At 67.3% G+C, this 26,378-nt stretch carries 29 protein-coding genes; 23 read left to right on the top strand and 6 right to left on the bottom strand.

Annotation, left to right across the window (positions count from 1 at the left end):
* The 23 genes from AXA74_RS09465 to rfaE2 all read left to right on the top strand — a co-directional run.
* Positions 1 to 755 (top strand): Tim44 domain-containing protein (locus tag AXA74_RS09465; protein WP_060833155.1); only part of this gene is annotated, 755 nt, incomplete at its 5' end.
* Between the two features lie 584 nt (positions 756 to 1,339).
* Positions 1,340 to 1,570 (top strand): phosphopantetheine-binding protein, encoded by a 231-nt coding sequence (locus tag AXA74_RS09460; protein ID WP_223850466.1) that lies wholly within the window; start codon positions 1,340 to 1,342, stop codon positions 1,568 to 1,570.
* Positions 1,567 to 2,652, top strand: coding sequence for a ketoacyl-ACP synthase III (locus tag AXA74_RS09455; RefSeq protein WP_029580057.1), 1,086 nt, complete (start codon positions 1,567 to 1,569; stop codon positions 2,650 to 2,652). The genes AXA74_RS09460 and AXA74_RS09455 overlap by 4 nt, the downstream gene beginning before the upstream one ends.
* On the top strand, positions 2,636 to 3,343 hold the full coding sequence (locus tag AXA74_RS09450) for an SDR family NAD(P)-dependent oxidoreductase (RefSeq protein ID WP_029580058.1): 708 nt from the start codon (positions 2,636 to 2,638) through the stop codon (positions 3,341 to 3,343). The genes AXA74_RS09455 and AXA74_RS09450 overlap by 17 nt, the downstream gene beginning before the upstream one ends.
* Positions 3,340 to 4,056: an SDR family NAD(P)-dependent oxidoreductase gene (locus tag AXA74_RS09445; RefSeq protein ID WP_032957872.1), complete on the top strand. Its 717-nt coding sequence runs from the start codon at positions 3,340 to 3,342 to the stop codon at positions 4,054 to 4,056. Before AXA74_RS09450 ends, AXA74_RS09445 begins: the two co-directional genes overlap by 4 nt.
* Positions 4,057 to 4,066: 10 nt before the next feature.
* The gene (locus tag AXA74_RS09440) at positions 4,067 to 5,212 is read left to right on the top strand and encodes an aromatic ring-hydroxylating oxygenase subunit alpha (protein WP_032979285.1); all 1,146 of its coding nucleotides are present in this window, start codon (positions 4,067 to 4,069) and stop codon (positions 5,210 to 5,212) included.
* 2 nt (positions 5,213 to 5,214) lie between these two features.
* Positions 5,215 to 5,868: a DapH/DapD/GlmU-related protein gene (locus AXA74_RS09435; protein WP_029580061.1), complete on the top strand. Its 654-nt coding sequence runs from the start codon at positions 5,215 to 5,217 to the stop codon at positions 5,866 to 5,868.
* 170 nt (positions 5,869 to 6,038) lie between these two features.
* A complete protein-coding gene (locus tag AXA74_RS09430) occupies positions 6,039 to 6,818 on the top strand; it encodes an ABC transporter permease (protein WP_223850465.1) in 780 nt (259 codons plus the stop codon).
* 1 nt (position 6,819) lies between these two features.
* Positions 6,820 to 7,539 (top strand): ABC transporter ATP-binding protein, encoded by a 720-nt coding sequence (locus tag AXA74_RS09425; RefSeq protein WP_029580063.1) that lies wholly within the window; start codon positions 6,820 to 6,822, stop codon positions 7,537 to 7,539.
* A gap of 17 nt (positions 7,540 to 7,556) precedes the next feature.
* Positions 7,557 to 7,796: an acyl carrier protein gene (locus tag AXA74_RS09420; RefSeq protein ID WP_029580064.1), complete on the top strand. Its 240-nt coding sequence runs from the start codon at positions 7,557 to 7,559 to the stop codon at positions 7,794 to 7,796.
* Positions 7,796 to 8,884 (top strand): ketoacyl-ACP synthase III, encoded by a 1,089-nt coding sequence (locus AXA74_RS09415; protein ID WP_032957871.1) that lies wholly within the window; start codon positions 7,796 to 7,798, stop codon positions 8,882 to 8,884. The genes AXA74_RS09420 and AXA74_RS09415 overlap by 1 nt, the downstream gene beginning before the upstream one ends.
* A complete protein-coding gene (locus tag AXA74_RS09410) occupies positions 8,856 to 9,473 on the top strand; it encodes a hypothetical protein (RefSeq protein ID WP_029580066.1) in 618 nt (205 codons plus the stop codon). The genes AXA74_RS09415 and AXA74_RS09410 overlap by 29 nt, the downstream gene beginning before the upstream one ends.
* Entirely contained in the window at positions 9,470 to 10,183 is a 714-nt protein-coding gene (locus tag AXA74_RS09405) for an SDR family NAD(P)-dependent oxidoreductase (RefSeq protein WP_029580067.1), read from the top strand. The genes AXA74_RS09410 and AXA74_RS09405 overlap by 4 nt, the downstream gene beginning before the upstream one ends.
* Entirely contained in the window at positions 10,180 to 10,782 is a 603-nt protein-coding gene (locus tag AXA74_RS09400; protein WP_029580068.1) for a PglD-related sugar-binding protein, read from the top strand. The genes AXA74_RS09405 and AXA74_RS09400 overlap by 4 nt, the downstream gene beginning before the upstream one ends.
* Positions 10,779 to 12,167, top strand: a complete 1,389-nt coding sequence (locus AXA74_RS09395) for an aromatic ring-hydroxylating oxygenase subunit alpha (RefSeq protein WP_081093929.1) — start codon at positions 10,779 to 10,781, stop codon at positions 12,165 to 12,167. Before AXA74_RS09400 ends, AXA74_RS09395 begins: the two co-directional genes overlap by 4 nt.
* A complete protein-coding gene (locus tag AXA74_RS09390) occupies positions 12,164 to 13,327 on the top strand; it encodes an aromatic ring-hydroxylating oxygenase subunit alpha (protein ID WP_032957867.1) in 1,164 nt (387 codons plus the stop codon). Before AXA74_RS09395 ends, AXA74_RS09390 begins: the two co-directional genes overlap by 4 nt.
* 83 nt (positions 13,328 to 13,410) lie before the next feature.
* Positions 13,411 to 13,968 carry an LbetaH domain-containing protein gene (locus AXA74_RS09385; protein ID WP_223850464.1) on the top strand — a complete coding sequence of 186 codons (558 nt, stop codon included), beginning with the start codon at positions 13,411 to 13,413 and terminating at the stop codon, positions 13,966 to 13,968.
* Positions 13,955 to 14,557, top strand: coding sequence for a sugar transferase (locus AXA74_RS09380; RefSeq protein ID WP_032957865.1), 603 nt, complete (start codon positions 13,955 to 13,957; stop codon positions 14,555 to 14,557). The genes AXA74_RS09385 and AXA74_RS09380 overlap by 14 nt, the downstream gene beginning before the upstream one ends.
* Positions 14,554 to 15,705 carry a DegT/DnrJ/EryC1/StrS family aminotransferase gene (locus AXA74_RS09375; protein WP_032979286.1) on the top strand — a complete coding sequence of 384 codons (1,152 nt, stop codon included), beginning with the start codon at positions 14,554 to 14,556 and terminating at the stop codon, positions 15,703 to 15,705. Before AXA74_RS09380 ends, AXA74_RS09375 begins: the two co-directional genes overlap by 4 nt.
* A 79-nt stretch (positions 15,706 to 15,784) precedes the next feature.
* Positions 15,785 to 16,426, top strand: a complete 642-nt coding sequence (locus tag AXA74_RS09370) for a ubiquinone biosynthesis accessory factor UbiJ (RefSeq protein WP_029580073.1) — start codon at positions 15,785 to 15,787, stop codon at positions 16,424 to 16,426.
* Positions 16,423 to 17,976 (top strand): ubiquinone biosynthesis regulatory protein kinase UbiB, encoded by a 1,554-nt coding sequence (gene ubiB / locus AXA74_RS09365; protein ID WP_029580074.1) that lies wholly within the window; start codon positions 16,423 to 16,425, stop codon positions 17,974 to 17,976. Before AXA74_RS09370 ends, ubiB begins: the two co-directional genes overlap by 4 nt.
* 183 nt (positions 17,977 to 18,159) lie before the next feature.
* Positions 18,160 to 19,047 carry a ferritin-like domain-containing protein gene (locus AXA74_RS09360; RefSeq protein WP_029580075.1) on the top strand — a complete coding sequence of 296 codons (888 nt, stop codon included), beginning with the start codon at positions 18,160 to 18,162 and terminating at the stop codon, positions 19,045 to 19,047.
* Between the two features lie 26 nt (positions 19,048 to 19,073).
* Positions 19,074 to 19,562 (top strand): D-glycero-beta-D-manno-heptose 1-phosphate adenylyltransferase, encoded by a 489-nt coding sequence (gene rfaE2 / locus AXA74_RS09355; protein WP_029580076.1) that lies wholly within the window; start codon positions 19,074 to 19,076, stop codon positions 19,560 to 19,562.
* A gap of 12 nt (positions 19,563 to 19,574) precedes the next feature.
* Here rfaE2 and AXA74_RS09350 read toward each other — a convergent pair whose 3' ends face one another.
* The 6 genes from AXA74_RS09350 to AXA74_RS09325 form a co-directional block, all read right to left on the bottom strand.
* Positions 19,575 to 20,906, bottom strand: coding sequence for a TolC family outer membrane protein (locus AXA74_RS09350; RefSeq protein WP_029580077.1), 1,332 nt, complete (start codon positions 20,904 to 20,906; stop codon positions 19,575 to 19,577).
* A 4-nt stretch (positions 20,907 to 20,910) separates the two neighbouring features.
* Positions 20,911 to 21,591, bottom strand: coding sequence for a protein-L-isoaspartate O-methyltransferase family protein (locus AXA74_RS09345; RefSeq protein WP_029580078.1), 681 nt, complete (start codon positions 21,589 to 21,591; stop codon positions 20,911 to 20,913).
* Positions 21,592 to 21,667: 76 nt separating this feature from the next.
* The gene (thiD, locus tag AXA74_RS09340; RefSeq protein WP_032963281.1) at positions 21,668 to 22,510 is read right to left on the bottom strand and encodes a bifunctional hydroxymethylpyrimidine kinase/phosphomethylpyrimidine kinase; all 843 of its coding nucleotides are present in this window, start codon (positions 22,508 to 22,510) and stop codon (positions 21,668 to 21,670) included.
* Positions 22,507 to 23,304: a thiazole synthase gene (locus AXA74_RS09335; protein ID WP_029580080.1), complete on the bottom strand. Its 798-nt coding sequence runs from the start codon at positions 23,302 to 23,304 to the stop codon at positions 22,507 to 22,509. Before AXA74_RS09335 ends, thiD begins: the two co-directional genes overlap by 4 nt.
* A 169-nt stretch (positions 23,305 to 23,473) precedes the next feature.
* Positions 23,474 to 24,355, bottom strand: a complete 882-nt coding sequence (locus AXA74_RS09330) for an ABC transporter substrate-binding protein (RefSeq protein ID WP_029580081.1) — start codon at positions 24,353 to 24,355, stop codon at positions 23,474 to 23,476.
* 44 nt (positions 24,356 to 24,399) lie between these two features.
* Positions 24,400 to 26,346, bottom strand: coding sequence for a TonB-dependent receptor domain-containing protein (locus tag AXA74_RS09325; protein ID WP_032979287.1), 1,947 nt, complete (start codon positions 26,344 to 26,346; stop codon positions 24,400 to 24,402).
* Positions 26,347 to 26,378: the final 32 nt, after the last annotated feature.

The following is a 26,378-nucleotide window of genomic DNA, read 5'->3' as shown; positions in this document are numbered from 1 at the left end:
CCGCCGCGGCGGGCACGGCCGCCGCGGGCGCCGCGGCCAAGAGCGGCGCCTCGCGCTGGCTGGGCCCCATCGCCGGCATCGCGGCCGGCCTGGGCCTGGCCGCGCTGTTCTCCAGCCTGGGACTGGGCGGCGCGCTGGCCGAGTTCCTCGGCAGCGCCCTGCTGATCGGCCTGGTGGTCTTCGCCGTGCTGTTCATCGTCCGCCGCCTGCGCGGCGCCGCGCCGCGCCAGGCCATGCAGGGCGCCTACAACGCCTCCGCCGGCCAACCGCAGCAGCAGCCGATCTGGCGCGAGAGCCTGGCGCCGGCGCCTGCCGCCGCCGCACCGGCCGCCGCCACCCTGCCCAAGGCGGGCGAGGACGGCAACTGGTTCATTCCGGGCGACTTCGACACGCCGCGTTTCCTGCAGCAGGCCAAGGAGCAGTTCGTGCGCATCCAGGCCATCTGGGATAGCGGCAACGTCGACAACCTGCGCGACCTGCTCACCGACGACCTGATCGCCGAGCTCAAGCCGCAGCTTGAAGCGCGCGGCAACGAGTCCAACAAGACCGAAGTCGTGCTGCTCAATGCCGAGCTCCTGGGCATCGAGACCGTCTCCGACGGCCACCTGGCCAGCGTCCGCTTCTCCGGCATGCTGCGCGAAAACCCGGGTGCCGAGGCTTTCCGCTTCGAAGAGGTCTGGAACCTCTTCAAGCCCACCAGTGGCGGCTGGCTCCTGGCCGGCATCCAGCAGATCCCTGTCGAACACGCCAGTTGATCTGTCAGGCTCCGTAGTACCCCTTTGATATGCCCGCGCTATGCGCGGGCATTTTTCTTGTCCGCTGCGAGCCCTGGTTGACAGGCAGCCAGGAAACCGGCGCCGGTTTGCGCGAAAGCGCCGACATACGCCACGACGCCGCTTCTCTAGACTGTTCCTGTTGCCAGAGTTGCCCCGGCATATGCCGGGTGGCCCAACAGGGGAGTGAAGTTGGACAGGACAGGACAGGACAGGACAGGACAGGACAGGACAGGACAGGACAGGACAGGACAGGACAGGACAGGACAGGACAGGACACCTGCGTCCGGGTCTTAGTAATCACCGGTCCGGGCGTTGTCCGGGCCGTCGTCTGGCGGACATTTCTCTCGCTCCGCCCGCTTCATTTGCTTCCCTTTTCCGGCCGCGCCGGAGGTGTTCCGCTGTCGTCCCGGCGGGCGCCACGCCATCCCCTTATTTCCCCTTATTTCCCCTTAATCCGCACGGTGCGCGCTGTTCCGCTGCGCTCGCCGTTGCGGCTTTGCCGCCGCGGCCGCCGCTTGGTGGCGCGCGGCTGTTCTCTTTGAGGTGGTCTTTTCATGAAAAAAATGGAACTCGATGAATTCATCGAGGAGTTTCTCGTTGCTTGTGATTTTGTCGACGAGGTGCGGGTAGACGGGCAGAGCCGCTTTGACGCGATGGCCGAGTTCGACTCGCTCGCCATGTTGGGTGTGATCATCATGATGGAGACGCGCTTTTCCACTCCGGTCACAGCCGACCAGGTGTTCCGGCTCGGGACGATCGCGGCATTGCATGCCTATTCGCAGGAGGGCGCGTGAGCATTGCGCGTATCGACCATGTCGCCGTGCGAGGTATCGTCAGCGTCGTGCCCGGGGCGCGCTGGGACAACCTCAATGTCCCGGCGCAGGAGCGGCGTCAGCGCGAACGCCTGGTCAAGCATGTTGGGGTGCGCTGGCGCCATTATTGCGGCGCGCATGGCCTGATTTTTTCCGACTTGGCGCAACGCGCCGCCGAGGTGCTCATGCAAGGCCTGGGCTGGTCCTCGGTCGATGCGCTCATCGTCGTGACCCAGTCGCCGGAATTCCTCATCCCGGCCACCGCCGTCATCCTGCAGCATCGGCTGGGGCTGTCCACGCGCACGATGGCCTTCGATATCAACCTGGGCTGCTCGGGCTACCCCTACGGCGTCTATACCTGCGCCGCCATGGTGGGCGCGCAAGGCGCGCGCCGCGTCATCGTACTGGTGGGCGACCAGGCCGCGTCGGTCGGAGCGGCCGACGCCGGGCGGGACATCCTGTTCGGCGATGCCTGCACCGCGACGGCCCTGGAGTACGACCCTGCCGCCGCGCCCATGTATTTCGAGGGCCATAGCGACGGCTCGGGCTACGACGCCATCATCGTGCCCCACGGGGGCAAGCGCTATCCGTGGCGGCCCGACAGCGCCGCGCCGCTGACCTGCCCGGACGGGGTCGTGCGCAGCCTGGACGGCGTCTGGCTGGATGGCCCCGCCATCCTCAATTTCTCGACCGCCCGGGCGCCCGAGGCCATACGCGGGCTGATCCAGGGTATCGGCGCGGACGCCGCCAGCATCGACTACTTCGTCATGCACCAGGCCAACGCCATGATCAATGAAACCATCCGGAAAAAAATGGGCGGCGCCGTCGAGAAGTGGCCCAGTTCGCTCTATGACTACGGCAACACGAGTTCGGCCAGCATCCCGGTGACGATTTCGGCGCGGTTGGCCGAGCAGGCCTCGAGCCAGCGCCTGCGCTGGATCTGGTGCGGTTTCGGCATCGGCCTGAGCTGGGGCACGCTGTTCCTGGAGACGGAGCCCTTCTATGCGCCGCAACCCATTGCAATGACGGAGAAATATGATTTCCGCAATGATCGATTTTCGTGACAGGCATTACCTGATCACGGGCGGCTCGCGCGGTATCGGGCGGGCCGTGGCCGAACGCTTGCGCGGCTGCGGCGCCGAGGTCTGGGTGGCGTCGCGCCGGCCTCCCGAGGGGCTGGACGTCCGCCATATCCCTTGCGACCTCACCGATGCGGACCAGCGCGAGAACGTGGTGGCCGCGCTGGACGGTGTGCGCCTGGACGGGCTGCTGCTCAATGCCGGTCAGGCCGCGGCCTTGACGCCCTTTCCCATGGTCGACGCCGCTATGCTGCGCCAGCAGCTGGAGCTGAACTTCGTGGCGCCCTATCTGCTGCTGCAATCGCTGTATCGCCGGCGGCGCTTGGCCAGGGAGGCTTCGGTGGTGGTGAACACCGCGCATGCGGCCTTCTATGCCCCGGCGGCGACCTCCACCTACGCCGCCGCCAAGGCGGCCTTGCACGTCGGTCTGCGCAGCGCCGCGCGCGATCTGCGCGGCGTGAGGGTCAACTTCGTGATCTACGGCTATGTCGATACCGACCTGCTCAGGGAGGTGGTGCCGGACGCCGCTGACCGCGCGGGGACCGGCCGGGTGGTGGGCGCCGATGAGGCGGCGGGGGCGGCCCTGTTTCTGCTGACACGGGCCGCGAAGTGGATGAATGGCAGCTCCATTCTCGTGGACGCCGGTCTGAGTTTGAATTTGATACCTATCCGATGAACGATTTCATGAATCTGGCCGGCAAGCGCATCCTGCTGCTGGGCGCCACCGCGGACATTGGCCGGGCCATCGCCCTGAACGCCCGGGACCTGGGTGCCGAGGTGCAGGGCATCGTGAGGCAGGATCCCGGCGACATGGGCTTTCCGGTCGAGGCGCTGGATCTGCTGGATGCCCTCGCGGTGGAGGCGTATGTCAGGCGCCTGGACACACCGCTGGACGGCCTGGTCTATTGCATAGGCGACTCCATCAAGGCGCCCCTCTCGAGCCTGACGCCCGATGTCGTGCACCGCGCGGTGGATGTCAACCTCAACACGCTGATCGTGATGCTCAGGGCCCTGGTGATGGCGCGCAAGCTCAAGCGCGGAGCGTCGGTGGTGCTGGTGTCTTCCGTCAGCGCCTATCTGGGGGTGCGCGGCATGGCGCCTTATGCCATGACCAAGAGCGCCCTGCTGGTCGCCACGAGGACCTTCAGCAATGAGCTGATGCGCCATGGCGTGCGCGTCAACTCCGTTTCCCCGGTCATGGTGCGCACGCGCATGTTCGAGCCGGAGCAGCAGGCCTGGCTGGAGGAAATGAGCAAGCGCCATTACCCCCAGGGCCTGGGCGAGCCGGTCGATGTGGCCGCGCCGGTGCTCTTCCTGCTTTCCGATGAGGCCAGCGCCATCAACGGCACGGACATCATCCTGTCGGCCGGCGCGATGACCACGGCTTGAGGGGGCGCCCATGAAAGAAGCCGTACTCGATCCGGATTGGTATGCCGACGAACGCTACGCCCGGCTGGAGCAGAGCCGGCTGTTTGAAAAGCTCTGGCTGACGGCCGGATTCCTGTCGGCATTGAAGAAAGACGGTGACTATTTCACGGTCGCCTTCTTCGGCCGCGAGGTTGTCATCCACCTGCTCAACGGCGCGGTGAGGGCCTATTTCAACCTCTGTCCGCATCGCGGCGGCGCCATCGTGACCGATATCGCGGGCAATACGCGCCCGGTGTGCAAATACCATGGCTGGGCTTTCCGCGAGGGCGCGGCGCTGACCGGCCTGCGCATGGCCCATGAGTTCGAGCACGATCCGCAGCGCGTGGACGACGCCTGCGGCCGGGGCTTGACCACGCTGGCCGTCAAGGTGGTCGGGCCTGTCATCTTCATCAATATGGCCGAAGCGCCCCTGCCGATCGAAGCGCAGTTCCCGCCCGAAGTGCTGGCTCGCCTGGAGCGCGCCGGGAAGACCAGCACGGTGCTGCATGCCGACTTCGACGCCCGCTACAACTGGAAGCTCAACATGGAAAACGTCAAGGACTATATGCACATCTATTTTGTGCATCCCTCGACCTTTCTGGATGTGCTGCCGGTGGCCGACGCGAGCCTCGAGGCGGATCCCGTTACCCGCGTCAAGGCCTCCGGCCGCGAGCGTTTCGCCCGCTTCGAGGAGGGCGCGCCCGATGTGCGGCAGCTCTCCTATCTCGTCAAAGGCCTGTTGCGCACCGAGCGGCAGTGGTATGACGACAAGATCAAGCGCAAGCTGTCCGCCTACCATTACGAGAATATTTTCCTGTTTCCCAACACCAACTTCTGCTCGGTGGCCGGGCGCTATTACATGATGCAGCAATACCTGCCCGTCGATGCCGGGCGCTTTCGCTACCGCGTCAACCTGGCCCTGGTGGAGATGCGGGAGAAGTTCGACGTGGTGCCGACGCTGCTGTCCATCGCGCGGGCCGAACGCTATGTCATTGACGAAGATTCCGTCGTGCTGGAGCGGGTGCAGCGCGGGATGGCGAGCCTCCGCGGCCGGCGCTGGCGGTTCACGCAGGGCGACTACGAGGTCAATCTGATGCGCCAGATGACCTGGTTGAAAGAGCGCGTATACGGAGAATGAGGATGGTGACAAGCGGCATCCCCGTGATTCTGGCCCAACCCTATCTGCCGGGCATGGTGCGCCGGTACCTCGGCCATCGTGTCGCCGGCGCCGACATCCGGCGGGTCGACTGGCGGCCCGGCATGGGCTTTGACAGCGACGAGGCCATGCTCGCCGAGCTTGCCGGCAGGGAATGCCTGCTGTTCGCCGGCATGGGGAGCGACGGCAACACGACGGCGCGCGCAGGGCTTTTCGCCAGCCTGACCCGGGCGGGCGCCCGCATCCTGCCGGCCGTGTTCGACGCCGCCTTGCTCGCCGAAGACGTGACCCTCGGCCATGGGACGCTGGTCTACCCGCAGGCCATCATCGATGGCGGCGTCAGCATAGGCTACAACACCCTGATCGGTCCCAACGCCATCATCGAGGCGGGTTGTGTCATCGGCAATCATTGCGTGATCGGCGCGAATGTCATCCTCAAGGCCGGCACCCGCGTCGAGAGCAGCGTCCTGCTGGCCGACGGCTGCCATGTGGGCGAAGCGCGCAGCTTCCCTGACCGGCCCTTCATCACCATCCGGCGCGGCGTGGCCGTGCGCGATGCCACCCGGATCCGCGACGACATGGCCTCCAATGTCATGATCGATGCCAGCGTGGGCGACACCATCCGCGTGTTCCGCTAGGACCGTCACGGAACTTTCCCGCCGCTGGGCGAGGCGTCGGCGGGGGCGCACAAAGGAAATCGGCGTTTAGCGCCGTGCGGATGACCGACAGACGCTATTTTGGCTCGTCTATAGACTCTGCGTTCGTGATGATCACCGCCTGCAACAAGGCGGTCCGTGGAGGTCTGTGCGTGAAGCACGAGGGAAAAGGGCGTCTGCGCTATCTGCGCAACGCCCTGCATCTGAGTTGGGTCGATGTCCGCACGCGCTATCGCAAGAGCGTGCTGGGGCCGCTTTGGCTGACGCTGGGCAACACCATCGCCATCGTCGGTTTCAGCGCCGTGTGGGCGCAGTTGCTGCGCGTGGAGCGCGCCGTTTTCGTGCCGTCCCTGACAGTGGGGCTGGTGTTCTGGCAGTACATCTCGGGCTGCCTGAGCTCGGGGGTCACGGCCTATACCCAGAACGCCGCCGTCATGCGCAATCTGCGCGTGCCGGTGTGGTTTTTCGTTGCCCGCATCCAGGGTTATCACCTGATCAACCTCGCGCACAACCTGCTGCTGGTGGCCGCCGTGCTGATCTTCTATGGCGCCCGACTCACCCTGGGGCTCGCGTGGTTCGTGCCCGGCCTGGCGCTGGTGGTGGCGATCTGTGCGCTGTTCAGCCTGGCCCTGGCCGCCCTGGGGGCGCGCTACCGGGATGTGCGCTATGCCATCGAGGTCAGCCTGCCGCTGCTGTTCTTCGTCAGCCCGGTGCTCTTCCGGCCGGAGAGCTTGGTGAGCCATTACATCTGGTTCAACCCGGTGTCCTATCTCATCGAACTGGTGCGCGCGCCCCTGTTGTCCACGCTGGGCGGGCCGCCGCGGCCCGCCGACTGGGTGTACCAGGGCGGGGCGGCCATCCTGGTGCTCATGTTGCTCGTCTGCGCCGCGATCTATTGGCGCAATCCGCGCCGCATCTTGTTCTGGATCTGACATGGCGGGCATCCGGTTCGAGGGGGTGTCGCTGACCTACCCGCTATTCGATCTCCAGGCGTCCTTTCTGCGCAACCAGATCGCCAAGTGGATGTCGCTGGGCCTGTTGCGCCGTCGGGGCGGGCAGGTGCGCAGCATCGCGGCTCTGTGTGATGTCGATCTGGAGATCGGCAAGGGCGACCGGGTCGGCCTGTATGGCCACAATGGCGCGGGCAAGAGCACGCTGCTGCGGGCCATGGCGGGCATCTACCCGCCCCAGCGCGGCCGTATCGTCGTCCACGGCCAGGCCGCCATGCTGTTCGATATCGAGGCGGGGCTGGATCCCGAGCTGAGCGGACGCGAGAACGTCCTGAACCTCGGGCTCATCATGGGCCTGTCGGTGGCGCAATGCCGTGGCATAGAACCCGAAGTCCTGGCCTTCAGCGGCCTGGAAGAATGGCGCGATGTGCCGGTCGGGGCTTATTCCAGCGGGATGCGCATGCGCCTGCTCTTTGCCGTGGCGACCGCCGTCACGCCGGAGATCCTGCTGCTGGATGAGTGGTTCTCGACCGGCGATGCCGAGTTCCAGGACAAAAGCCTGCGGCGCCTGCGGCAGATGATGGACCGCACGCACATCACGGTGCTGGCTTCGCACGATCGCCAGCTGTTGCGCCGGTACTGCAATCGAGTGTTCGTGCTGGAGCATGGCCGCCTGCGGGAAGTCGCTCCATCAGCGTTGTAGTTAATTCGAGAGAAGAAATGAAAACCACGAGTCTGGAAGAATTTATCGAATCGTTCTTGATGGCGTGTGATTTTGTCGAAGAGGTGCGGGTGACCGGGCAAAGCCGCTTCGAGGAGATGGCCGATTTCGATTCCCTGGCCATGCTGGGCGTCATCATCATGATGGAGGCCGAGTACGGCCGGCCGGTGACGGCGGACAAGGTCTTCACGCTCGGCAGCGTCGCGGCGCTGCATGCCTATGCGCAAGGGGCGGATTGATGGCTGTCGTGCGTCTGGATCAGGTGGCGCTGCGCGGCATCACGACCGCGGTGCCGGGCTGGCGCCTGGATAACCTGGCGGTGCCGCAGGAGCAATTGGCGCAGCGCGAGCGCCTGGTCAGGAATATCGGCGTGCGATGGCGGCCGTATTGCGCCGAAGGCATGATCTTCTCCGACCTGGCGCAGCACGCGGCGGAGCAGCTGATCGCGGGACTGGGCTGGGACAAGGCGTCCATCGACGCCCTCATCCTGGTGACCCAGTCGCCCGAATTCCTGATCCCGGCGACCGCCATCATCCTGCAGGACCGGCTGGGCCTGCCCGAGAGCACCGCCGCTTTCGATATCAACCTGGGCTGCTCCGGTTATACCTATGGCGTCTTCAATGCCGCCGCGCTGGTGGGCGAGCATCGCTTTCGCCGGGTGCTGGTGCTGGTGGGCGACCAGGCGGCGTCCAACGACGGCCTGGACAATGGGCGCGACATCCTGTTTGGCGATGCCTGCACCGCGACCGCGCTGGAGTTCGACCCCGGGGCGCGGCCACTGTATTTCGAGGGCTTTTCCGATGGCTCGGGCTACGAGGCCATCATCATCCCGCATGGCGGCAAACGCTATCCGTCCAGCGAGGACAGCCGCCGGCCCCGCCTGTGCGTCGACGGCGTGCAGCGCCGCGCCGACGATGTGTGGCTGGATGGCCCGGCCATCCTGAGTTTCTCGACCCTGCGCGCGCCCCAGGCGATACGCCGCATGCTGGATCATCTGGGCTCGGGGGTGGCCGATGTCGACTATTTCGTCATGCACCAGGCCAATCGCATGATCAACAACACCATACGCCAGAAGGTCGGCGGATCGCCGGCGCAGTGGCCCTCCTCGCTGGAGCAATATGGCAACACGAGTTCCGCCAGCATCCCGGTGACGATTTCCAGTCAATTGAGCGCGGTGGCCGGGGCGCGCAAGCTGCGCTGGCTGTGGTGTGGTTTCGGCATTGGCCTGAGTTGGGGCACGCTGTATCTGGAGACCGAGCCCTTTTACGCGCCCGAGCCCTTTGTCCTGGAGCATCGCTATGATTTCCAGCCGACTCGGGTTTCGTGAGCGCCGCTATCTGGCGCTGGGCGATGCCGCCGGCCCGGAGATGCAGGCCGCGCGCCGTTTGCTGGCCCTGGGCGCGGAGGTGCATATCGCCAGCGCCGACGCGCTGGAGCCCGAGCTGGAGGCGTGCCGCATCGGCGCGCGTGCCCAGCCGGATGCCGAAGCGCTGTCGCGCAGACTGGGCGGCATGCGGCTGCATGGCGCGGTGATCGCGCCGACACATGGCGGACCGGCCAAGCTGTTGGGCGACGGCCAGGCATGGGAAGCCGGCCTGGTGCGCAATTTCCTGGCGCCTTTGCAACTCGTCACCGGCTTGATGGCCGGCGGCGGCCTGGCGGCGGGTGCCTCGCTTGTGCTGCGGCTGGCCGATGGAGCGGGCCCGGCCGCGGCGGCGTCGGCCGCCTTGCAGCATGCATTCTTTCATGGCCGGCGTGAACTGCTGCAGGCTGGTATCCGGGTCAATTTCCTGTCCGGCGAAGACCTGGATTCGGGGCCGGTGCTCTTCCTGCTCAGCGAGGCCTCGCGCTGGATGACGGGCAGCCTCATGGTGGCTGATCGAGGCCGGGGCCTGCGCAAGGTGCCCCTGTCATGAGCGCCGCGCCATTCATGTCCCTGGAGGGCAAGCGCCTGCTGGTGGTGGGCGCCGGCTCGGATATCGGCCAGGCGACGGCCCGCCATGCCCGGGCCCTGGGGGCCACGGTGCGGGGCGTGGCCCGGCAACCGCAGGCCGATGCCGCCGTGGCGGCCGCCGATCTGCTCGATGACGAGGATCTCAAGCGCTGTGTGCGCGAGCTGGAGCATCCGCAGGACGGCATGGTGTTCTGCATCGGCCACGCGCTGCTCATGCCGGCTCATATGTTGGGCCGGGACGCCGTGCGTCGCGTCATGGAGATCAATGTGGGCAGCTTTATCGCCGTGCTGGCCGGCTTGTTGCGGGCGCGCAAGCTCAGGGCGGGCGCTTCTGTCGTGGTCCTGTCCTCCATCAGCGCGCACACGGCCACGGAGGGCGTGGCTCCCTATGCGATGTCCAAGGCGGCGCTGTCGGCGGCGGTGCGCAACATCGCCCTGGAGCTGCAACGCCGCGAGATCCGGATCAATGCCGTCTCGCCCGCCATGGTGCGCACCAAGATGACGGCCGGCGGCGATGTGTTCAGCCTGGATGAGATGGCGCGCGAACGCTATCCCATGGGCGTGGCCACGCCGGAGGATGTGGCCGCGCTGGTGCTCTTTCTGCTGTCGGACGAGGCGCGCATGTTCAACGGCTGGGACACGCTGATGACCGGCGGGGTGGTCGACGTATGACGCCGCGTATCTGCCTGTTGGGCGCCGGAGGGTTGGCCAGGGAATTGCAGGGGTGGCTGGAGCGGCGGGTCGTCGGCTTTGTCGACACCCGCGAGGCCATGCGGGGAAAGTTCGTCGGCGGCCTGCCGATACTGGGCACGCCGGACAACGTTGCGCTGGACGAGGGGCTGGGATTCCTGTGCGCGGTTGGCAGCCCGCAGCTCAAGCGCCGCCTGGTCGCCGGCATCGTGGCGCGCGGCGGCCACATGGTCTCGCTGCCGCCGGCAATACTGGGCCAGCGCAGCCAGTTCGGGCGGTCTTGCGCGTTTGACGGGGTGAGGGTCTCGCCGGATTGCCGGGTGGCCGATTATGTCCACCTGTCCGCGGACGTGGTGGTGGGGCACGACTCAAGCATCGGCGATTACTGCCATATCGGCGACAGCGTTTTCATCGGCGGCGACTGCCTGATCCAGGATGACGTGGTCATCCACCCCCGGGCCTGTATCGGCCGCGGCGTGGTCGTGGGACGGGGCGCGGAGATCGGCATGGGCGCGGTCGTGCTCAGGGACGTTCCGGCCGAGGCGGTAATGCTGGGCAATCCGGCAAGGAGAGTGGGATGAGAGAAGCCGTTTTTCAACCGCAATGGTATTGCGACGAGCGTTATGCCGAGCTGGAGCGCGAGCATCTGTTCGAAAAGCTCTGGTTGACCGCGGGTTTCGCGTCCGCCCTGAAGAAAAGCGGGGACTATTTCACGCTCGCGGTATATGGCCGGGAAATCGTGGTGCATCGCCTGGGCGAGGAACTGGTCGCTTACCTGAATATATGCCCACACCGCGGCGGCGTGGTCGCCACGGGCGACCATGGCAATACGCGCCCGGTCTGCAAGTATCACGGCTGGGCTTTCCGCAACGGCGCGGCGCTCACCGGGATCCCCATGGCGAGCGATTTCGAGGCCGACGAGGCCTGGCGTGATAAATCCTGCGGCCGCGCACTCCGGCGTGTGGCGATCCAGGTGGTCGGGCCGGTCATTTTCGTCAATCTCGGCGAGCACCCCTTGCCGCTGGAAGCGCAGTTCAGCGAGGAGGTCCTCGGCTGGATACGGCGCATGGGAACGACGTCGGCGGCCATCCAGGCGGATTTCATGGGCGGCTACAACTGGAAGCTGAACGCGGAGAACATCCGGGACGCGCTGCATGTCCTGTTCGTGCATCCCGCCTCGTTCTCCGGCGTGATGCCCGACGCCCTGAACCTGTTGCGGGAAGACCGCGTCCAGCGGGTGCTGGAGACACCACCGCGGCGGTATGAGGCCTTCGGCGCCGAAACGCCGGACTTGCGTACGCTGTCCTTCATCACGGACAGCCGCATCGACGAGGGCCAGTATTGGTACGACGCGCTCGTGGACCGTTGCATGCCGCGTGAGAGCTTTCTCCAGATCGTCCTGTTCCCGAACACCAACCTGTATTCCGTGGCCGGCCGCTACTACGGCATGCAGCAATACCTGCCGACCGGCGCATCCGATTTCCACTATCGCCTGACGCTGGCCATGCCCCGCATGCTGCGCTCCTTCGACGCCAGCGCGCTGTTGGTCTCCATCGCCCGGTCGGAGCGCTGCGTCATCGATGAGGACTCGGTCATATTGAAGAAAGTGCAGGGAAATCTATCGGCCTTGGTCGGCCAGGATTTCCGATTTTCCCAAGGTGATTATGAGAGGCCGCTGATGGATTTCATGAAGTATGTGGCAGATAATGCTTACCGAGCCGAGCCGAGCCGAGCCGAGCCGAGCCGAGCCGAGCCGAGCCGAGCCGAGCCGAGCCGAGCCGAGCCGAGCCGAGCCGAGCCGAGCCGAGCCGAGCCGAGCCGAGCCGAGCCGAGCCGAGCCGAGCCGAGCCGAGCCGAGCCGAGGCGCCGTAATGTCGTTCGTTGCCATGATGGCGGCTGGCGCAGGGTGCCGGCTTGCCGCAACCGCGCCATGGCTGGCGGCATGAGCGTGGCGGGCATGTCATGAAGCAGGCCGTCTTCAAGCCAGAGTGGTATGTCAGCCCAGAGTATGCCGAGTATGAGCGGGTCCGCCTGTTCGAGAAACTCTGGCTGGCCGCGGGCTTCAGTTCCGCCATCCGTAACAATGGCGACTATTTCGTCTTGATGATCCATGGCCAGCGCGTGCTGGTTCACCGCCTGGGCGGCGAGATCGTTGCCTATGTGGATGCCTGCCCGCACCGCGGCGGGGTCATCGCCACCGCCGAGATGGGCAATACACGCCCGGTATGCAAATACCATGGCTGGGCCTTCCGCGAGGGCCGCGAGCTGACCGGCGTGCCCATGGCCTCGCAGTTCGAGCACGACGGCGCCTTGAGGGACCGCTCTTGCGGCCGCCGTCTCAAACCCTTGGCGGTGCATTGTGTCGGGCCGCTGATCTTCGTCAATCTCGCCGAGCAGCCATTGCCCTTCGAGGAACAGTTCAGCGCGGAACTCATCGCGTGGTTCGAGCGCATGGGGCAGACCTCCGCCATGATCCAGCTGAGCTTCAAGTGTGATTTCAACTGGAAGCTGAACGCCGAGAACGTGCGCGATTCGCTGCACCCTTTCTTCGTGCACGCCGACAGTTTCTCGCCCGTGCTGCCGAAGGCCACCGAGGCCTTCAGCCAGGATCGCATGGTGCGCTTGCGGCCGACGGAGGGCGAGGATTGGCCCCGCCACGAGATGCCCATTCCGGCCTTGCGCGAGCTGAGCTATGTCTGGACGCCCGAGTTCGACGAGGGAAGCTATTGGTATGACGGCCTGTTGCGGCGCTCGCTGCCGCAAGACCGCTTCGTGGACATGCTGCTGTTTCCCAATACGAATCTCTATTCGGTGGGTGGACGCTATTACGGCTTGCAGCAGTACCTGCCGACCAGCGCCACGACGTTTGACTACCGCCTGAGCATCGCGATGCCGCAGATGTTGCGCCGTTTCGACGCCCAGCCGCTGCTGACGTCAATTGCGCGTTCGGAGCGCCACGTCATCGAGGAAGACAGCGTCATCCTGCGGCGTGTGCAGCAAAACCTGGCGGCGATGTCGCAGCGCCGCTTTCGTTTCACGCAGGGCGATTACGAGACGCCGATCATGCAATTCATGCGTTACATGGGCGGAGTCGTCTACCAAGAGCCCCAACCTGGCCATCATTGACGTTCATGCAGATCATTCTTGCTCAACCCTATCTTCCCGGGCTGGTCCGGCGGTTTATCGCCGCCAGGTTTCCGGAGGCATCCGTGCAGACCCTGGATTGCTTGCCGAATCTCGGGCCCGACCCGGCCGCCATCGCCAGCCTGGCGTGCCCGGACGCCGAGGGCCTGCTGTTTGGCGACGGTATGTTCTCCAATTCGCCCCGCACGGCCATCTTCACGCGACTGAAGGCATTGGGCGTGTCCTTGGGCAGCGCAGTGTTCGAAGAGGCGCTGGTGAGCCGCGACGCGCGTATCGGCAGCGGATCCATTTGCTATCCCCATAGCATCGTCGATGCGGGCGCGGTGGTCGGCTTTAACACCATCATTGGTCCCGGCGCCATCATCGAGGACGGCGTCAGCATCGGCAATCACTGTTTCATCGGCGCGCATTGCGTGGTCAAGCGCGGCAGCGAGGTCGGCAGCGGCAGCTACCTGGCCGATGGGTGCGTGGTGGGCGGCGTGCACGGCTACCGGGGAGAGTCGACGGCGGTCAAGCTCGGGCGGGGCGTGGTGGTCTACGACACGCTGGCCATACGGCAGGATGTCGAGTCCGGCGTCATACGCGATTCTCTCGTGGCGGACGAGATCCGTGTCCTGCGTTAGTGGCCTGGCGCGGCGCGGCCTGGCGCTCGCCCTGCTTGTCCTGCTGGCGCCCTTGCTGGCGGCGCTGGCCCTGGCGCTGGTCTTGACGCAGGGCCGGCCGGTCCTGTTCCGGCAATGGCGCGCCGGCCTGAGGGGCGCGCCGTTTCCGCTGTATAAGCTGCGCACCATGCGGGCGCCCCGTTTTGACGGCGAGCCGGACGCGGCGCGGCTCACGCGCCTGGGACGCTGGCTGCGGCGCAGCAGCCTGGACGAGCTGCCCGGCCTGTGGAACGTGGTGCGCGGCGAGATGAACTTCATCGGTCCGCGGCCCTTGCTGCTGGATTATCTGCCGCGCTACAGCCCCGAACAGGCCCGCCGGCACGGGTTGCGGCCCGGGATGACGGGATGGGCGCAGGTGCATGGGCGCAATGCGCTGGACTGGGAGGCGCGCCTGCGGCTCGACGTCTGGTACGTGGATCACGCCAGCTGGCGATTGGACCTGCGCATCCTGTGGCGGACGGCAGGGATCGTCCTTGCCGGGACGGGCATAGGCTCGCCCGGCCGCCCGACGGGAGAGGAGTTCCGGGGTTCGGACGGAGGCGGGCCATGAGCTGGCCGGTATATGCCGAGGACGAGATCGCGGCGGTGGCGGATGTGCTGTCGCGCGGGCAGGGCAATGCCTGGTCCGGCCCGGACGTGGCGGCCTTCGAGCAAGCCTATGCCGCGCACCTGGGCCTGCCCTATGCGGTGGCGCTGGCCAATGGCACGGTGGCGCTGGAGCTGGCCCTCAAGGGGCTGGGGATAGGGCCTGGCGATGAGGTGCTGGTCACGGCCCGTTCTTTCATGGCCTCGGCCAGCGCCATCGTGGCCCTTGGCGCCCGTCCGGTATTCGCCGACGTGGATGCCGACAGCCAGAACGTCACGGCGCGGACCCTGGAGGCGGCCCGCACGCCGCGCACGCGCGCCGCGGTGCTGGTCCACCTGGCGGGCTGGATGTGCGAGATGGACAGCATCCTGGCCTGGGCGCACGAGCATGGCATCAAGACCGTGGAGGACTGCGCGCAGGCCCATGGCGCCAGTTACCGGGGCCGGCCGGCCGGCAGCCTGGGCGACGCGGCCGCCTGGTCGTTCTGCCAGGACAAGATCATGTCCACCGGCGGGGAAGGCGGCATGGTGACCACCGCCTGCGAGGCCGTCTGGCGCCGCGTCTGGAGCCTGAAAGACCACGGCAAGCAGCCCGGCAGGCCAGCTGGCGCCGGTCCGGGCTTCCAATGGGTGCATGAGGAGTTCGGCGGCAATGCCAGGATGACGGCGATGCAGGCCGCCATCGGGCGTCTCCAGCTAGGCAAGTGCGCCGGCTGGGTGGCGGCGCGGCGCGAGCGCGCGCAAGCCTTGATGGATGCCGCGGCGCGCTACCCGGCCTTGCGCGTGGCGCGTGCGCCGGCCCATATCGGCCATGCCTATTACCGCTGCTATCTGTTCGTGCGTCCGCGGGCCCTGCGGGCCGGCTGGACGCGCGACGGGTTGCTGGCGGCCTTGCAGGCGCATGGCGTGAGGGCCTTCCAGGGATCCTGCCCCGAGATCTACCGCGAGGCGGCGTTTCGGCGCGCGGGCCTCGCGCCGCCCGCGCCGCTGCCGGTAGCCCGCGAGCTGGGCCTGACCAGCCTGGCCTTTCCGGTGGACCCGGGGGTGGGCCCGGACGAAGCGGAGCATCGCTTGCGCGTGTTGGACGCGCTGATGGCGCGGGCCAGCCGCTAGGCTGGCCGGGCCGCCGGCGCCTTAAAACGGTAAACTCCTGGAATGCTCGCCCAGCGGGTTCGTCCGTCTTTTGTCCTCGATGCTGCCATTTCCCGTCCTGCCCACTCCCGCGCGTGTCGCCTTGCGCGTCCTGAACACCTTGCTTGACCGCGAGGCCTGGGCCCGCGAACGCCTGGTCCGCCACAGCGGCAAGACCCTGCGCTTTGCGCTGGGCGGCTTCGGCGCGGCCTTGACCATAGACAGCGAGGGACGTCTGCAGGAGGCCGATCCGGCCATCGTGCCCGATGTGACGCTATCGGCGGTGCCCGAGCGTTTCAGCCTGCTGCGCCTGCTGCCGGGTTCGCCGCGGCCCGACCTGGCCGAAGTCACGCATATCTCGGGCGATGCCGCCCTGGCCCAGGTGGTCGCCGATCTGGCGCGGGACCTGCGCTGGGATGTCGAGGACGACCTGGCCCGCGTGGTGGGTGATATCCCGGCTTTGCGCCTGATTTCCGGCGCCAAGGCCGTGCTGCAAGGCTCGCGGCAGGCCGCGGGCCGGCTGGCGGGCAACGCCGCCGAATACCTGGCCGAAGAAAGCGGCATGCTGGCCGGCAGGCCGGCCCTGGAGCAATGGCGTCTGGACCAAGCCGACCTGGAGCGCGAGACGCAGCGCCTGGCGCACTCGGTCGCCGCCCTGCAGGCCCGGCTGGCGGGCCTGGCGCCCGGGGGCGCGAGGTCATGATGACTTTCCTGCGCCTGCTGCGCATTATCTTCGTGTCGCTGCGCTACGGCCTGGACGAGCTGGTGCTGTCCAGCCTGAACCACCCGCTGGCGACCTGCCTGCTGCGCGTCATGCGCCTGGGCACGCGGCCGCGCGCTCCGCGCGGCGAACGCCTGCGCCGGGCGCTGGAGTCGCTGGGGCCTATTTTCGTCAAGTTCGGGCAGGTATTGTCCACCCGGCGCGATCTCATCCCCGCCGACATCGCCAACGAACTCGCGCTGCTGCAGGACCGCGTGCCGCCTTTCCCTTCGGCGCAGGCGGCCGCCTCCATCGAGGCGGCGCTGGGCGCGCCGCCCACGCAGCTGTTCGCCCAGTTCGAGACCGATCCGGTGGCCTCGGCGTCCATCGCCCAGGTGCACTTCGCCGTCCTGCACGATGGCCGCGAGGTGGCGGTCAAGGTCCTGCGTCCGGGCATGCGCGAAGTCATCGAGAAGGACATGGCGCTGCTGCGCATCGTGGCGCGCGTCATCGAGCGTCTGGGCCCCGATGGCCGGCGGCTCAAACCGCGCGAGGTGGTGGCCGAGTTCGACAAGTATCTGCACGATGAGCTGGACCTGGTGCGCGAGGCCTCGAATTGCAGCCAGCTGCGCCGCAACTTCAGCCCGGAATCGGGCCGAGGCGACATCCTGATCGTGCCCGAGGTGATCTGGGAGTTCACGGCCAGCACCGTGTTCACCATGGAGCGCATGTACGGCGTGCCGGTGGGGCAGATAGACCGCCTGCGCGCCGCTGGCATCGACATCCCGACGCTGGCGCGCAGCGGCGTGGAGATTTTCTTCACTCAGGTGTTCACGGATGGTTTTTTCCATGCCGACATGCACCCGGGCAATATCTACGTCTCCGACAATCCGGCCACGCTGGGGCGCTATATCGCCCTGGATTTCGGCATCGTGGGTTCGCTCTCGGAGTTCGACAAGAATTACCTGGCGCAGAACTTCCTGGCTTTCTTTCGCCGCGATTACCGGCGCGTGGCGCAATTGCATATCGAATCGGGCTGGGTGCCGCCCGACACGCGCGAAGAAGAGCTCGAAGGCGCGGTGCGCGCGGTCTGCGAACCTTATTTCGACCGGCCGCTGGCCGAGATCTCGCTGGGCCAGGTGCTGCTGCGCCTGTTCCAGACCTCGCGGCGCTTCAACGTCGAAATCCAGCCTCAGCTGGTGTTGTTGCAGAAGACCTTGCTCAATGTCGAGGGCCTGGGGCGGCAGCTGGATCCCAACCTCGACCTGTGGAAGACGGCCAAGCCCTACCTGGAGCGCTGGATGCGCCAGCGGGTGGGTTGGGATGGCCTGAAACGCAGCCTGGCCAAGGAGGCGGTGCAGTGGTCGCAGATGTTGCCGGCCATGCCCCGGCTGATGCACGACTATCTGAGCCGCCCCAATGTCTCGCCCCAGATGCTGGCCGAGATGCAGCGCCTGCGCCAAGCGCAGGAGCAGGGCAATCGCCTGGTGGCCGCGCTGACCGCGGTGCTTGCCGTGGGGATCGCGGTGGCGCTGTGGGCGCTGACGAGATAAGGCGGTGCACGTGTTGTAAGCCCCGCACTGTCATAAGTTCGTCACCGCGCTGTCACGACAGCTTCGTGTTGGCGGGCGATAACTAGAACCATTCCTATAAACCTGTGGAACAGGGGAGACCGGGACTTGAGCGTCTCTCCCACACCCTGAGCTTTTCAGCGGGAACTCCAAAAAGGGCGACTCATGCTTTATCCTGACCTCTTCAAGACCATGGAAGCCGTGCGCTGGAACATGGCGACCGACATTCCCTGGGACGATTTCGACCGCAGCAAGCTGTCCGAGGAGCAGGCGTTCACCATCAAGATGAACGCCATCACCGAATGGGCGGCCCTGCCCGCCACCGAAATGTTCCTGCGCGACAATCGCGGCGACAGCGATTTCTGCGCCTTCATGTCGGTGTGGTTCTTCGAAGAACAGAAACACTCGCTGGTCCTGATGGAGTACCTGCGCCGTTTCCGCCCGGACCTGATGCCCACCGAGGAAGAACTGCACAAAGTGCGCTTCGAGTTCGATCCGGCTCCCGAGCTGGAGACGCTGATGCTGCACTTCTGCGGCGAGATCCGCCTGAACCACTGGTACCGCTGCGCCGCCGATTGGCATACCGAACCCGTCATCCGCGCCATCTACAAGACGATCGCCCAGGACGAGGCGCGCCACGCCGGCGCCTACCTGCAATACATGCGCCGCGCCCTGCACGACCGCGGCGAGGCGGTCAGCGGCGATGCGCGCCATGCCTTTGCCAAGATCGGCGTGCTGATGGCCTCGGCCGGCCGCAGCAACCAGGCCATGCACCCGACCAATCTGCACGTGAACAAGGCCTTGTTCCCCAATGACACGGTGCAGTCGCGCCTGCCCGAGCCGGGCTGGCTGGAGCACTGGCTGGACACCCAGATCCGCTTTGACGGGCAATGGGAAAACAAGGTGAGCAGCCGCATCCTGCACATCCTGTCCAAGCTGCTGGACAGCCCCTTCGAGAACGTCAAGGACCTGAACCGCTACCGCAAGGAGCTGGCCGGCCGGCTGGCGCGTTCGGTGCGCGGCGAATCCGACGGCGTGCTGATCGGGGTTTGAGCGGCCGCAGCCGTTACAATCCCGCCATGTCCCAAGCCCGCTTCGAATCCAAGATCTATGCGCGCGAAGACCTGGTGGCCGCCGTGGCCGCCGGGAAGCTGCCGCGTCCGCTGGTGTTCACCAATGGGGTGTTCGACCTCCTGCACCGGGGGCACGCCACCTACCTGGACGAGGCCGCCCGCCTGGGAGCCAGCCTGGTCGTGGCCGTGAACACCGACGCCTCGGTGCGCCGCCTGGGCAAGGGCGAGGAGCGGCCGCTGAACACCCAGGCCGACCGCGCCGCGCTGCTGGCCGCGCTGCAATGCGTCGATGCGGTGACCGCGTTCGACGAAGACACGCCCGAAGCGCTGATCGCCGAATTGCGCCCCGACATCATCGTCAAGGGCGGCGATTACGATATGGAAAAACTGCCCGAGACCGCGCTGGTGCGCAGCTGGGGCGGCCGCGCCGTGGCGGTCCCTTTCCAGTTCGAGCGTTCGACCACGGCGCTGGTGCGCAAGATACGCGGCGCCTGAGCGCCGCGCCGTTCAAGGCGGCGGCAGCCGCAGCAGCCGGTTGACGGCGTCCAGGTCGGTCTCGGCCAGGGTGCCGCTGGTGGCCTTCAGGCGCAGGCCGTCGAGCAAGGTCTGGTAGCGCGCCTGGGCCAAGTCGCGCTGCGTGGCGTAGAGCTGCTGCTGGGCATTGAGCACATCCAGGTTGATGCGCACCCCGAGTTCATAGCCGGTCTGGTTGGCCTCGACCGCGGCCCGGCTGGATTTTTCCCCCGCTTCGAGCGCGCGCACCCGCGCCAGCCCCGTGACCACGCCATTGAAATATTGACGGGCGGCGCGCAGCGCCTCCCGCTTGGCGGTTTCGTAGTCCTGGCGGGCTTTTTGTTCCAGTTGGACTTTTTCTGTTACCTGAGAGGAGATACCGCCGCCGGCGTAAAGCGGGATGGACAAGGTCACGCCGACGGTGTTCTCGATGGGCCGGCCGGGCCCGGTGCCCTTGAGCACGCCGTCAGAGGCGCTGCCGCTGGAGGCGCGCAGATTGAGCGTCGGATAGTGGCCGGAACGCGCGATCTCGATATCGCGTCCGGCGATGCGGGTCTGCAGCTGGGCCCGCAGCACGTCCAGCGAGGCGCCCTGGGCCTGGTCCGACCAGTCGGCCAGGCGGGCGGGCTGCGGCATGGGCAGCGCCACGCCCGCGGGCAGTTCGGCCAGGGCGCCGGGCGCCTGGCCGATGATCTTGGTGAGGATGTCGCGCTGGGTCTGCACCTCGTTCTGCAGGCGCAGTTCCTCGGCGAGGATCAGGTCGTAGCGCGCCTGGGCCTCGTAGGTGTCGGTGATGGTGGCATTGCCGAGTTCGAACTTGCGCCGGGCGGCGGCCAGCTGTTCGGCCACGGCGGCCTTCTCGGCCTCGGTGGCCGTCAGCGCATCCTGGGCCCGCAGGATGCCGAAATAGGCGTCGGCCACCCGCAGCAGCAGCCCTTGCAGGGATTGCTGCAGCTGGACCTCGGCATCGGCCACCACCAGCTTGGACTGTTCGAAACGCTGCCAGCGGCCCCAGTCGAAAAGGGGCTGGGTCAGGACGAGGTCCCAGGTGCCGCGCCCGCCGCTGCTGTCGTAGGCCAGGCCGCGCGTGCTGCGCGCCTCGTTGTAGACGCCGCCGGTCTCGCCGCTGACCAGGGGCAGCAGGCCGGCCCGGGCCTGGGGCAGTTTTTCGGTATTGGCCCGGTAGGCCGCGCGGGCGGCGGCATAAACCGGGTCATGGGCCAGGGCATCGCGCCAGACCTGCATGAGGTCCTGGGCATGTGCGCAAGCGCCGGTTGCCGCGGCGCAGAACAGAGTCAGTACTGCCGCAACGGACCGGACGCGCATTCTTTCAGAATTTGAAGTGCGAAACGGCGGTGCCGCGCAGAGGTTTGATGACGGTTTCGAAGAGCTCCACCGTCTCGAAGCTGGCGGCGGTGGTGCGGGTGATGCGACAGGCCGTCATGATGGGGGCTTCGCCCACGACCACGACCAGGCGGCCGCCCACGCGCAGCTGGTATTTGAGCGCGTCGGGCACCACGGGCACCGAGCCGGTGACCAGGATGGCGTCATATTCGGTCGAACCCCAGCCATTGCGGCCGTCGCCGGTCTCGATCTTGACGTCGGTGATGTTGTTCAGCTGGAGGTTTTGCTGCGCGAAGGCCACCAGGCGGCTGTCGATCTCCACCGTGGTGACCTGCTGGGCCAGATGGGCCAGCAGGGCGGCCTGGTAGCCCGAGCCGGTGCCGATCTCCAGCACGCAGTCCGTGGGCTGCAGCTGCAGCTCCTGGGCCAGGCGGGCTTCCAGCTTGGGCGCCAGCATGTTCTGGCGGGTGTCCACCGCGTTGATTTCGAGCGGCAGCTCCAGGTCGGAGAAGGCCAGGGCGCGCAGGGCCGGCGGCACGAACTGTTCCCGGCGCACGGCGAACAGGGCATCCAGGACGCGCGGGTCCAGGACATTCCAGGGGCGGATCTGTTGCTCCACCATGTTGAAACGGGCTTGTTCTACGTCGGGCAGGGTTGAAGCGTTCATGACGGCTTGAAAAAAAGATGGACAGTGAACTAACAGGCCATTGTACCGGCTCCCCGTGGCGGGGCGGGCTGCGGGATTACCACCACGCGGAGAAGTGGTGCACCGGGCCATGGCCCGACCCGACCGACAGGCGGTCGGCGTGGCGGATGGCCTCGGTGAGATAGGCCTTGGCGCGGCGGGCCGCCTCCGGTACGTCCCCGGTTTGCGGCAACAGGGCCGCCAGCGCGGCCGACAGCGTGCAGCCGGTGCCGTGGGTGTTGGCCGTGTCGATGCGCCGGCCGGGCAGCTCCAGCATGCGGTCGCCGTCGTGCAGCAGGTCCACGGTTTCGCTGCCGGGCAGGTGCCCGCCCTTCAGGAGCACCCAGCGCTGGCCGGAATAGGCCAGCTTGTTGCGCAGCTTTTCGGCCACGCGGCGCATTTCCTTGATGGTCTCGACCGGCCGTTCTTCGAGCAGCACGCCGGCTTCGGGCAGATTGGGGGTGAGCAGCGTGGCCTGCGGCAGCAGCGACTCGCGCATGGCGCCGACGGCGCCGCGTTCGAGCAGCAGGTCGCCGCTTTTGGCCACCATGACCGGGTCGAGCACGACGTGGGCCGGCGTCCAGCGCGCCAGCTTTTCGGCCACGACACGGATGACCGGTTCCTGGCCGACCATGCCGATCTTGGCGGCATCGATGCGGACGTCGGCGAACAGCGTGTCGATCTGCTGGCCGACGAAAGCCGGATCGACCGGCAGGATGCCCGTCACGCCCTGGGTGTTCTGGGCGGTCAGCGCGGCGATGACGGCGCAGCCATAGGCGCCCAGCGCGCTCATGGCCTTGACGTCGGCCAGGATGCCAGCGCCGCCCGAGGGGTCCACGCCGGCGATGGTCAGGGCATTGGGGATGCGGCGCGTCTGGGCCGATGCGGAGGTCGCGCTCATTTGGCCGGCGCGATCATGCCTTCGGTCGGCGAGGAGGGCACGCCGCTGTACAGCTTGCGCGGCACGCGGCCGGCGAGGTAGGCCTCGCGGCCGGCTTCCACGCCCTTTTTCATGGCGCTGGCCATCCGCACCGGATCCTTGGCGCCGGCGATGGCGGTATTCATGAGGACGGCGTCGCAGCCCATTTCCATGGCGATGGTGGCATCGGAGGCCGTGCCCACGCCGGCATCGACGATGACCGGCAGCTGGGTCTGGTCGATGATCAGGCGCAGGTTCCAGGGGTTGAGGATGCCCATGCCCGAGCCGATCAGCGAGGCCAGCGGCATGATGGCCGACACGCCGAGGTCCTCCAGCATGCGGCACTGGATGGGGTCGTCGGTGCAGTACACCATGACCTTGAAACCTTCGTCGACCAGGGTCTTGGCGGCCTTGAGCGTCTCGGGCATGTTGGGGAAAAGATTGGTGGGGTCGCCCAGGACTTCCAGCTTGACCAGGTCGTGGCCGTCGAGCAGCTCGCGCGCCAGGCGCAGGGTGCGCACGGCGTCTTCGGCGGTGTAGCAGCCGGCGGTGTTGGGCAGCAGCGTGAAACGCGATGGCGGCACGTAATCCAGCAGGCTGGGCTCGCCGGGGTTCTGGCCGATGTTGGTGCGGCGAATGGCGACCGTGACGATCTGCGCGCCGCTGGCATCCAGCGCGGCGCGGGTTTCCTCGAAGTCTTTGTACTTGCCGGTGCCGACCAGGAGGCGGGACGAGTAGCTTTTGCCGGCGATGGTGAGAAGGTCTGGTGAGTTCATGGCGATGCGGGACGGGACGGCGGGCGGGGCCCGGCCGGAAAACAAGCGACGCCCCAATGATAAAGCACCCGCCGGCCGCCGCCGCCCCGACCCTGGCGGCGGCCGGGTCTTTGTCCGGCCGCGCCGATGCCGGCCGCGCCGATGCCGGCCGCGCCTATGCCGGCCGCGCCTATTGCCGCCTGGCGCGGTCGATCTGCTCGCAAAGCGTCGCCGCGCTTTCGATCAGGCGGGGGCCCGGGCGGTACAGCGTGTCGGCGTCCACCGCATAGACATGGCCGGCGCGGGCGGCGGGCAGGCCGGTGGCGCGCCAATCGTGCTGCAGGGTTTCGGCCTCTCGCGCCGAGCTCACGCCGGCCACCACGGCCTCGGGGGCGGCGGCCAGCACGCCCTCGATGCTGACCTGGGAGGCGAGCAGCTGGGAGGCGCCGAAGACGTTGACTGCGCCGCACAGGCGCAGGGCGTCGCCGATGATGCTGTTGTCGCTGATGGTGTACAGAGGTTGCACGCCCGCCTGGACGAAGACACGCACCGGCCTGACGTGGGCGTAGCGGCGGCGCAGCTCCTGCAGACGGGCGCGCAGCCGCCGCGCCTCGTCCCGGGCGACGGCTTCGGTGCCGAACAGCCGGCCGAACTGCTCGATGGCGGCGGGGATGTCGTCCAGCTTGCGCGGATCGCTGTAGTAGATGGGGATCCCCCATTTGGCGGGCAGGCCGGCCAGCGTGCCGGTGGCCGAGGGCTGCCAGGCGATCAACAGGTCGGGGGCCAGTCCCAGCAGGCGTTCGAGGTCGGGCTGGAAGGCGTCGCCCACGCTGGGCAGCTCGCGGGCGGCGGGGGGATAGTCGCTGCCGCGCGCGGCGCCGGCCAGGTAGGCGCCGGCGCCGGCCGCGTAGGCCAGTTCGGTGGCGTGGGGGGTGAGGGCGATGGCCCGCCGGGCGGGGCCCGGCAGGGAGACGGCGCGCCCGGCGTCGTCGGTCAGCGCGATGGGCTGGGCGCCGGCCGGCAGGCCGGCCAGCGCCCAGGCGACGAGAAGCAGGGTCCGCAACAAGCTCATGCCCTCAAGGAGGAAATTGCGCCGCCCATCCTACCCGCGCCGGTCTACATGCGCCAGGCCAGGTTCATGAACACCGTCGAACCCGGCGTGTGGTAGCCGCGCGCCAAGGTGTAGTCCTTGTTGAAGACATTGTTCCAGCGCAGCTGGGCCGTCAGGTTCTTGCTCACGTCGTAGGAGGCGGTGAGATTGACCAGGCCATAGCCGCCCAGTTCCTGCTTGTTGGCCGCGTCGTTGTAGCGCGAGCCGGACCACAGGTACTCGATGCCGGCGCTGGCCGGGCCGAAGCGCTGTTCGGCGCTGGCGCGGTAGACCTGGCGCGCGCGCTGGGGCAGCACGTTGCCGCTGTCGCGGTCGTGCGGGTCCTGGAAGTCGGCGCTGGCCCGCAGCGTGGTCTGGCCGAAGCGCTGGCTGCCGGTCAGGGTGATGCCGCGCAGCTCGGCGCGGCCGATGTTCATCGGCGACCACAGGAAGGAGCCGTCGTTGCGGTCGGCCCAGACGATCATGTCCTTGACGCGGTTGCGGTAGGCCACGATGCCGGCGGTCGTGGTTTCGTCGGCGTAGTTCAGCGAGAGTTCGATATTGCGCGAGCTCTCCGGCTTCAGGTCGGGGTTGCCCACCGTGCCGCCATCGTTGCGCCAATACAGGTCATTGAAGGTCGGCGCCCGGAAGCCCGTGCTCGCGCCGATGCCGGCGCGCAGGTTCGGGGTGATATCGAAGCCGTATTCGGCGCCGCCGGTGACCTTGCCGCCGTACAGCGTGTTGTGGTCGCTGCGCACATTGAGCTGCAGATGGTGGCGGTCGAAGCGGGCGCGGTATTCGCCGAAGAAGGAATTGGTGATGCGCGAGTCCACGCCGTAGCCGGCGATGGAGGGCGGCGCCGGCCAGGGGGCCGAGGCGTCGTACAGATCGCCGTCGACGCGCTGCTTGAGGAACTCATAGCCCACGGTCACGGTCTGGTTGGCGGCCACCTGGAAGTCGTTCTGCCAGGTGTATTGCTCCTGGCGGGTGCGAAAGCGCGTCCGGCCGTCTTCCGGATAGCCGTAGGTGCCGGGGGCCACCAGGTTGCGCTGGGTGTCGTTGCTCTGGCTCAGGCGCAGGGTGCTGCGCCACCAGCCGGTCAATTGGTTGGTGCTGCTGAGCGTGTAGAGGTTGATGATCTGGCGCAGGCGGTCGTCGTATTCGTTCATCGGCGGCGTGCCGCCGCCGGCGTCGAACTGGCCGTTGAGCTTGCTGTGATAGAAGTCGAAGGCGATTTCCTGGCCGGGCTTCCAGGTGTAGCCCAGCGACCCGGACACATTGTCTTGCTCGTAGCCGTCGCGGTCGGCGTTGTAGCCCCAGTTGGGCGCGCCGCCCACGGTCTTGGCCGTGGCGTTGTAGCCGCGGCTGCGGCCATAGCCGGCATCCAGCGCGTAGCGCCAGCCGTTGGCGGCGCCGTCCAGGCCCACGCTTACGCGGCTGGTGTCGTGCGTGCCATAGCCCACATTGCCGTGCACGCTCAGGGGGCGGTCGCCGCCGCCCTTGCGCGTGATGATGTTGATCACGCCGCCGATGGCGTCCGCGCCATAGAGGCTGCTGGCCGTGCCGCGCAGGATCTCGATGCGCTCGATGTTATCCAGGGGCATGCCTTGGAAGTCGCCCGCGCCCAGGGTGGCGGTGTTCATGCGGCGGCCGTCGACCAGCAGCAGCGTCTGGTTGGCGTTGGCGCCGCGCAGAAAGATACTGGTGGCCGTCTGCGGGCCGCCGTTGTTGTTGATTTCCACGCCAGGCTGGCGCTGCAGCAGCTCGGCCACGCTGCTCTGGCCGGCGCGCTCGATGGCGGCGCGGTCGATCACGCTGATGTCGCCGAGGGCGTCTTTCTGTTCTTGCTGGGTAAGGCTGCCGGTGACCACGACGGGAGCGAGTTCGGGCGTGGCGGCTTGCTGGGCGCCGGCGGCAACCGGGGCGGCCACGGCGAGGACACCGGCGTAGCGCCGGAGGGAGCGGGTTTTCATTGACAGGCTCTCGGTTGACGCGCGACCCCGCA

Origin of the sequence: Bordetella hinzii LMG 13501 (assembly GCF_001548475.1) — a bacterium.
Classification (GTDB): Bacteria; Pseudomonadota; Gammaproteobacteria; order Burkholderiales; family Burkholderiaceae_B; genus Bordetella; species Bordetella hinzii.
This window is presented reverse-complemented; position numbering and strand designations above follow the sequence as displayed.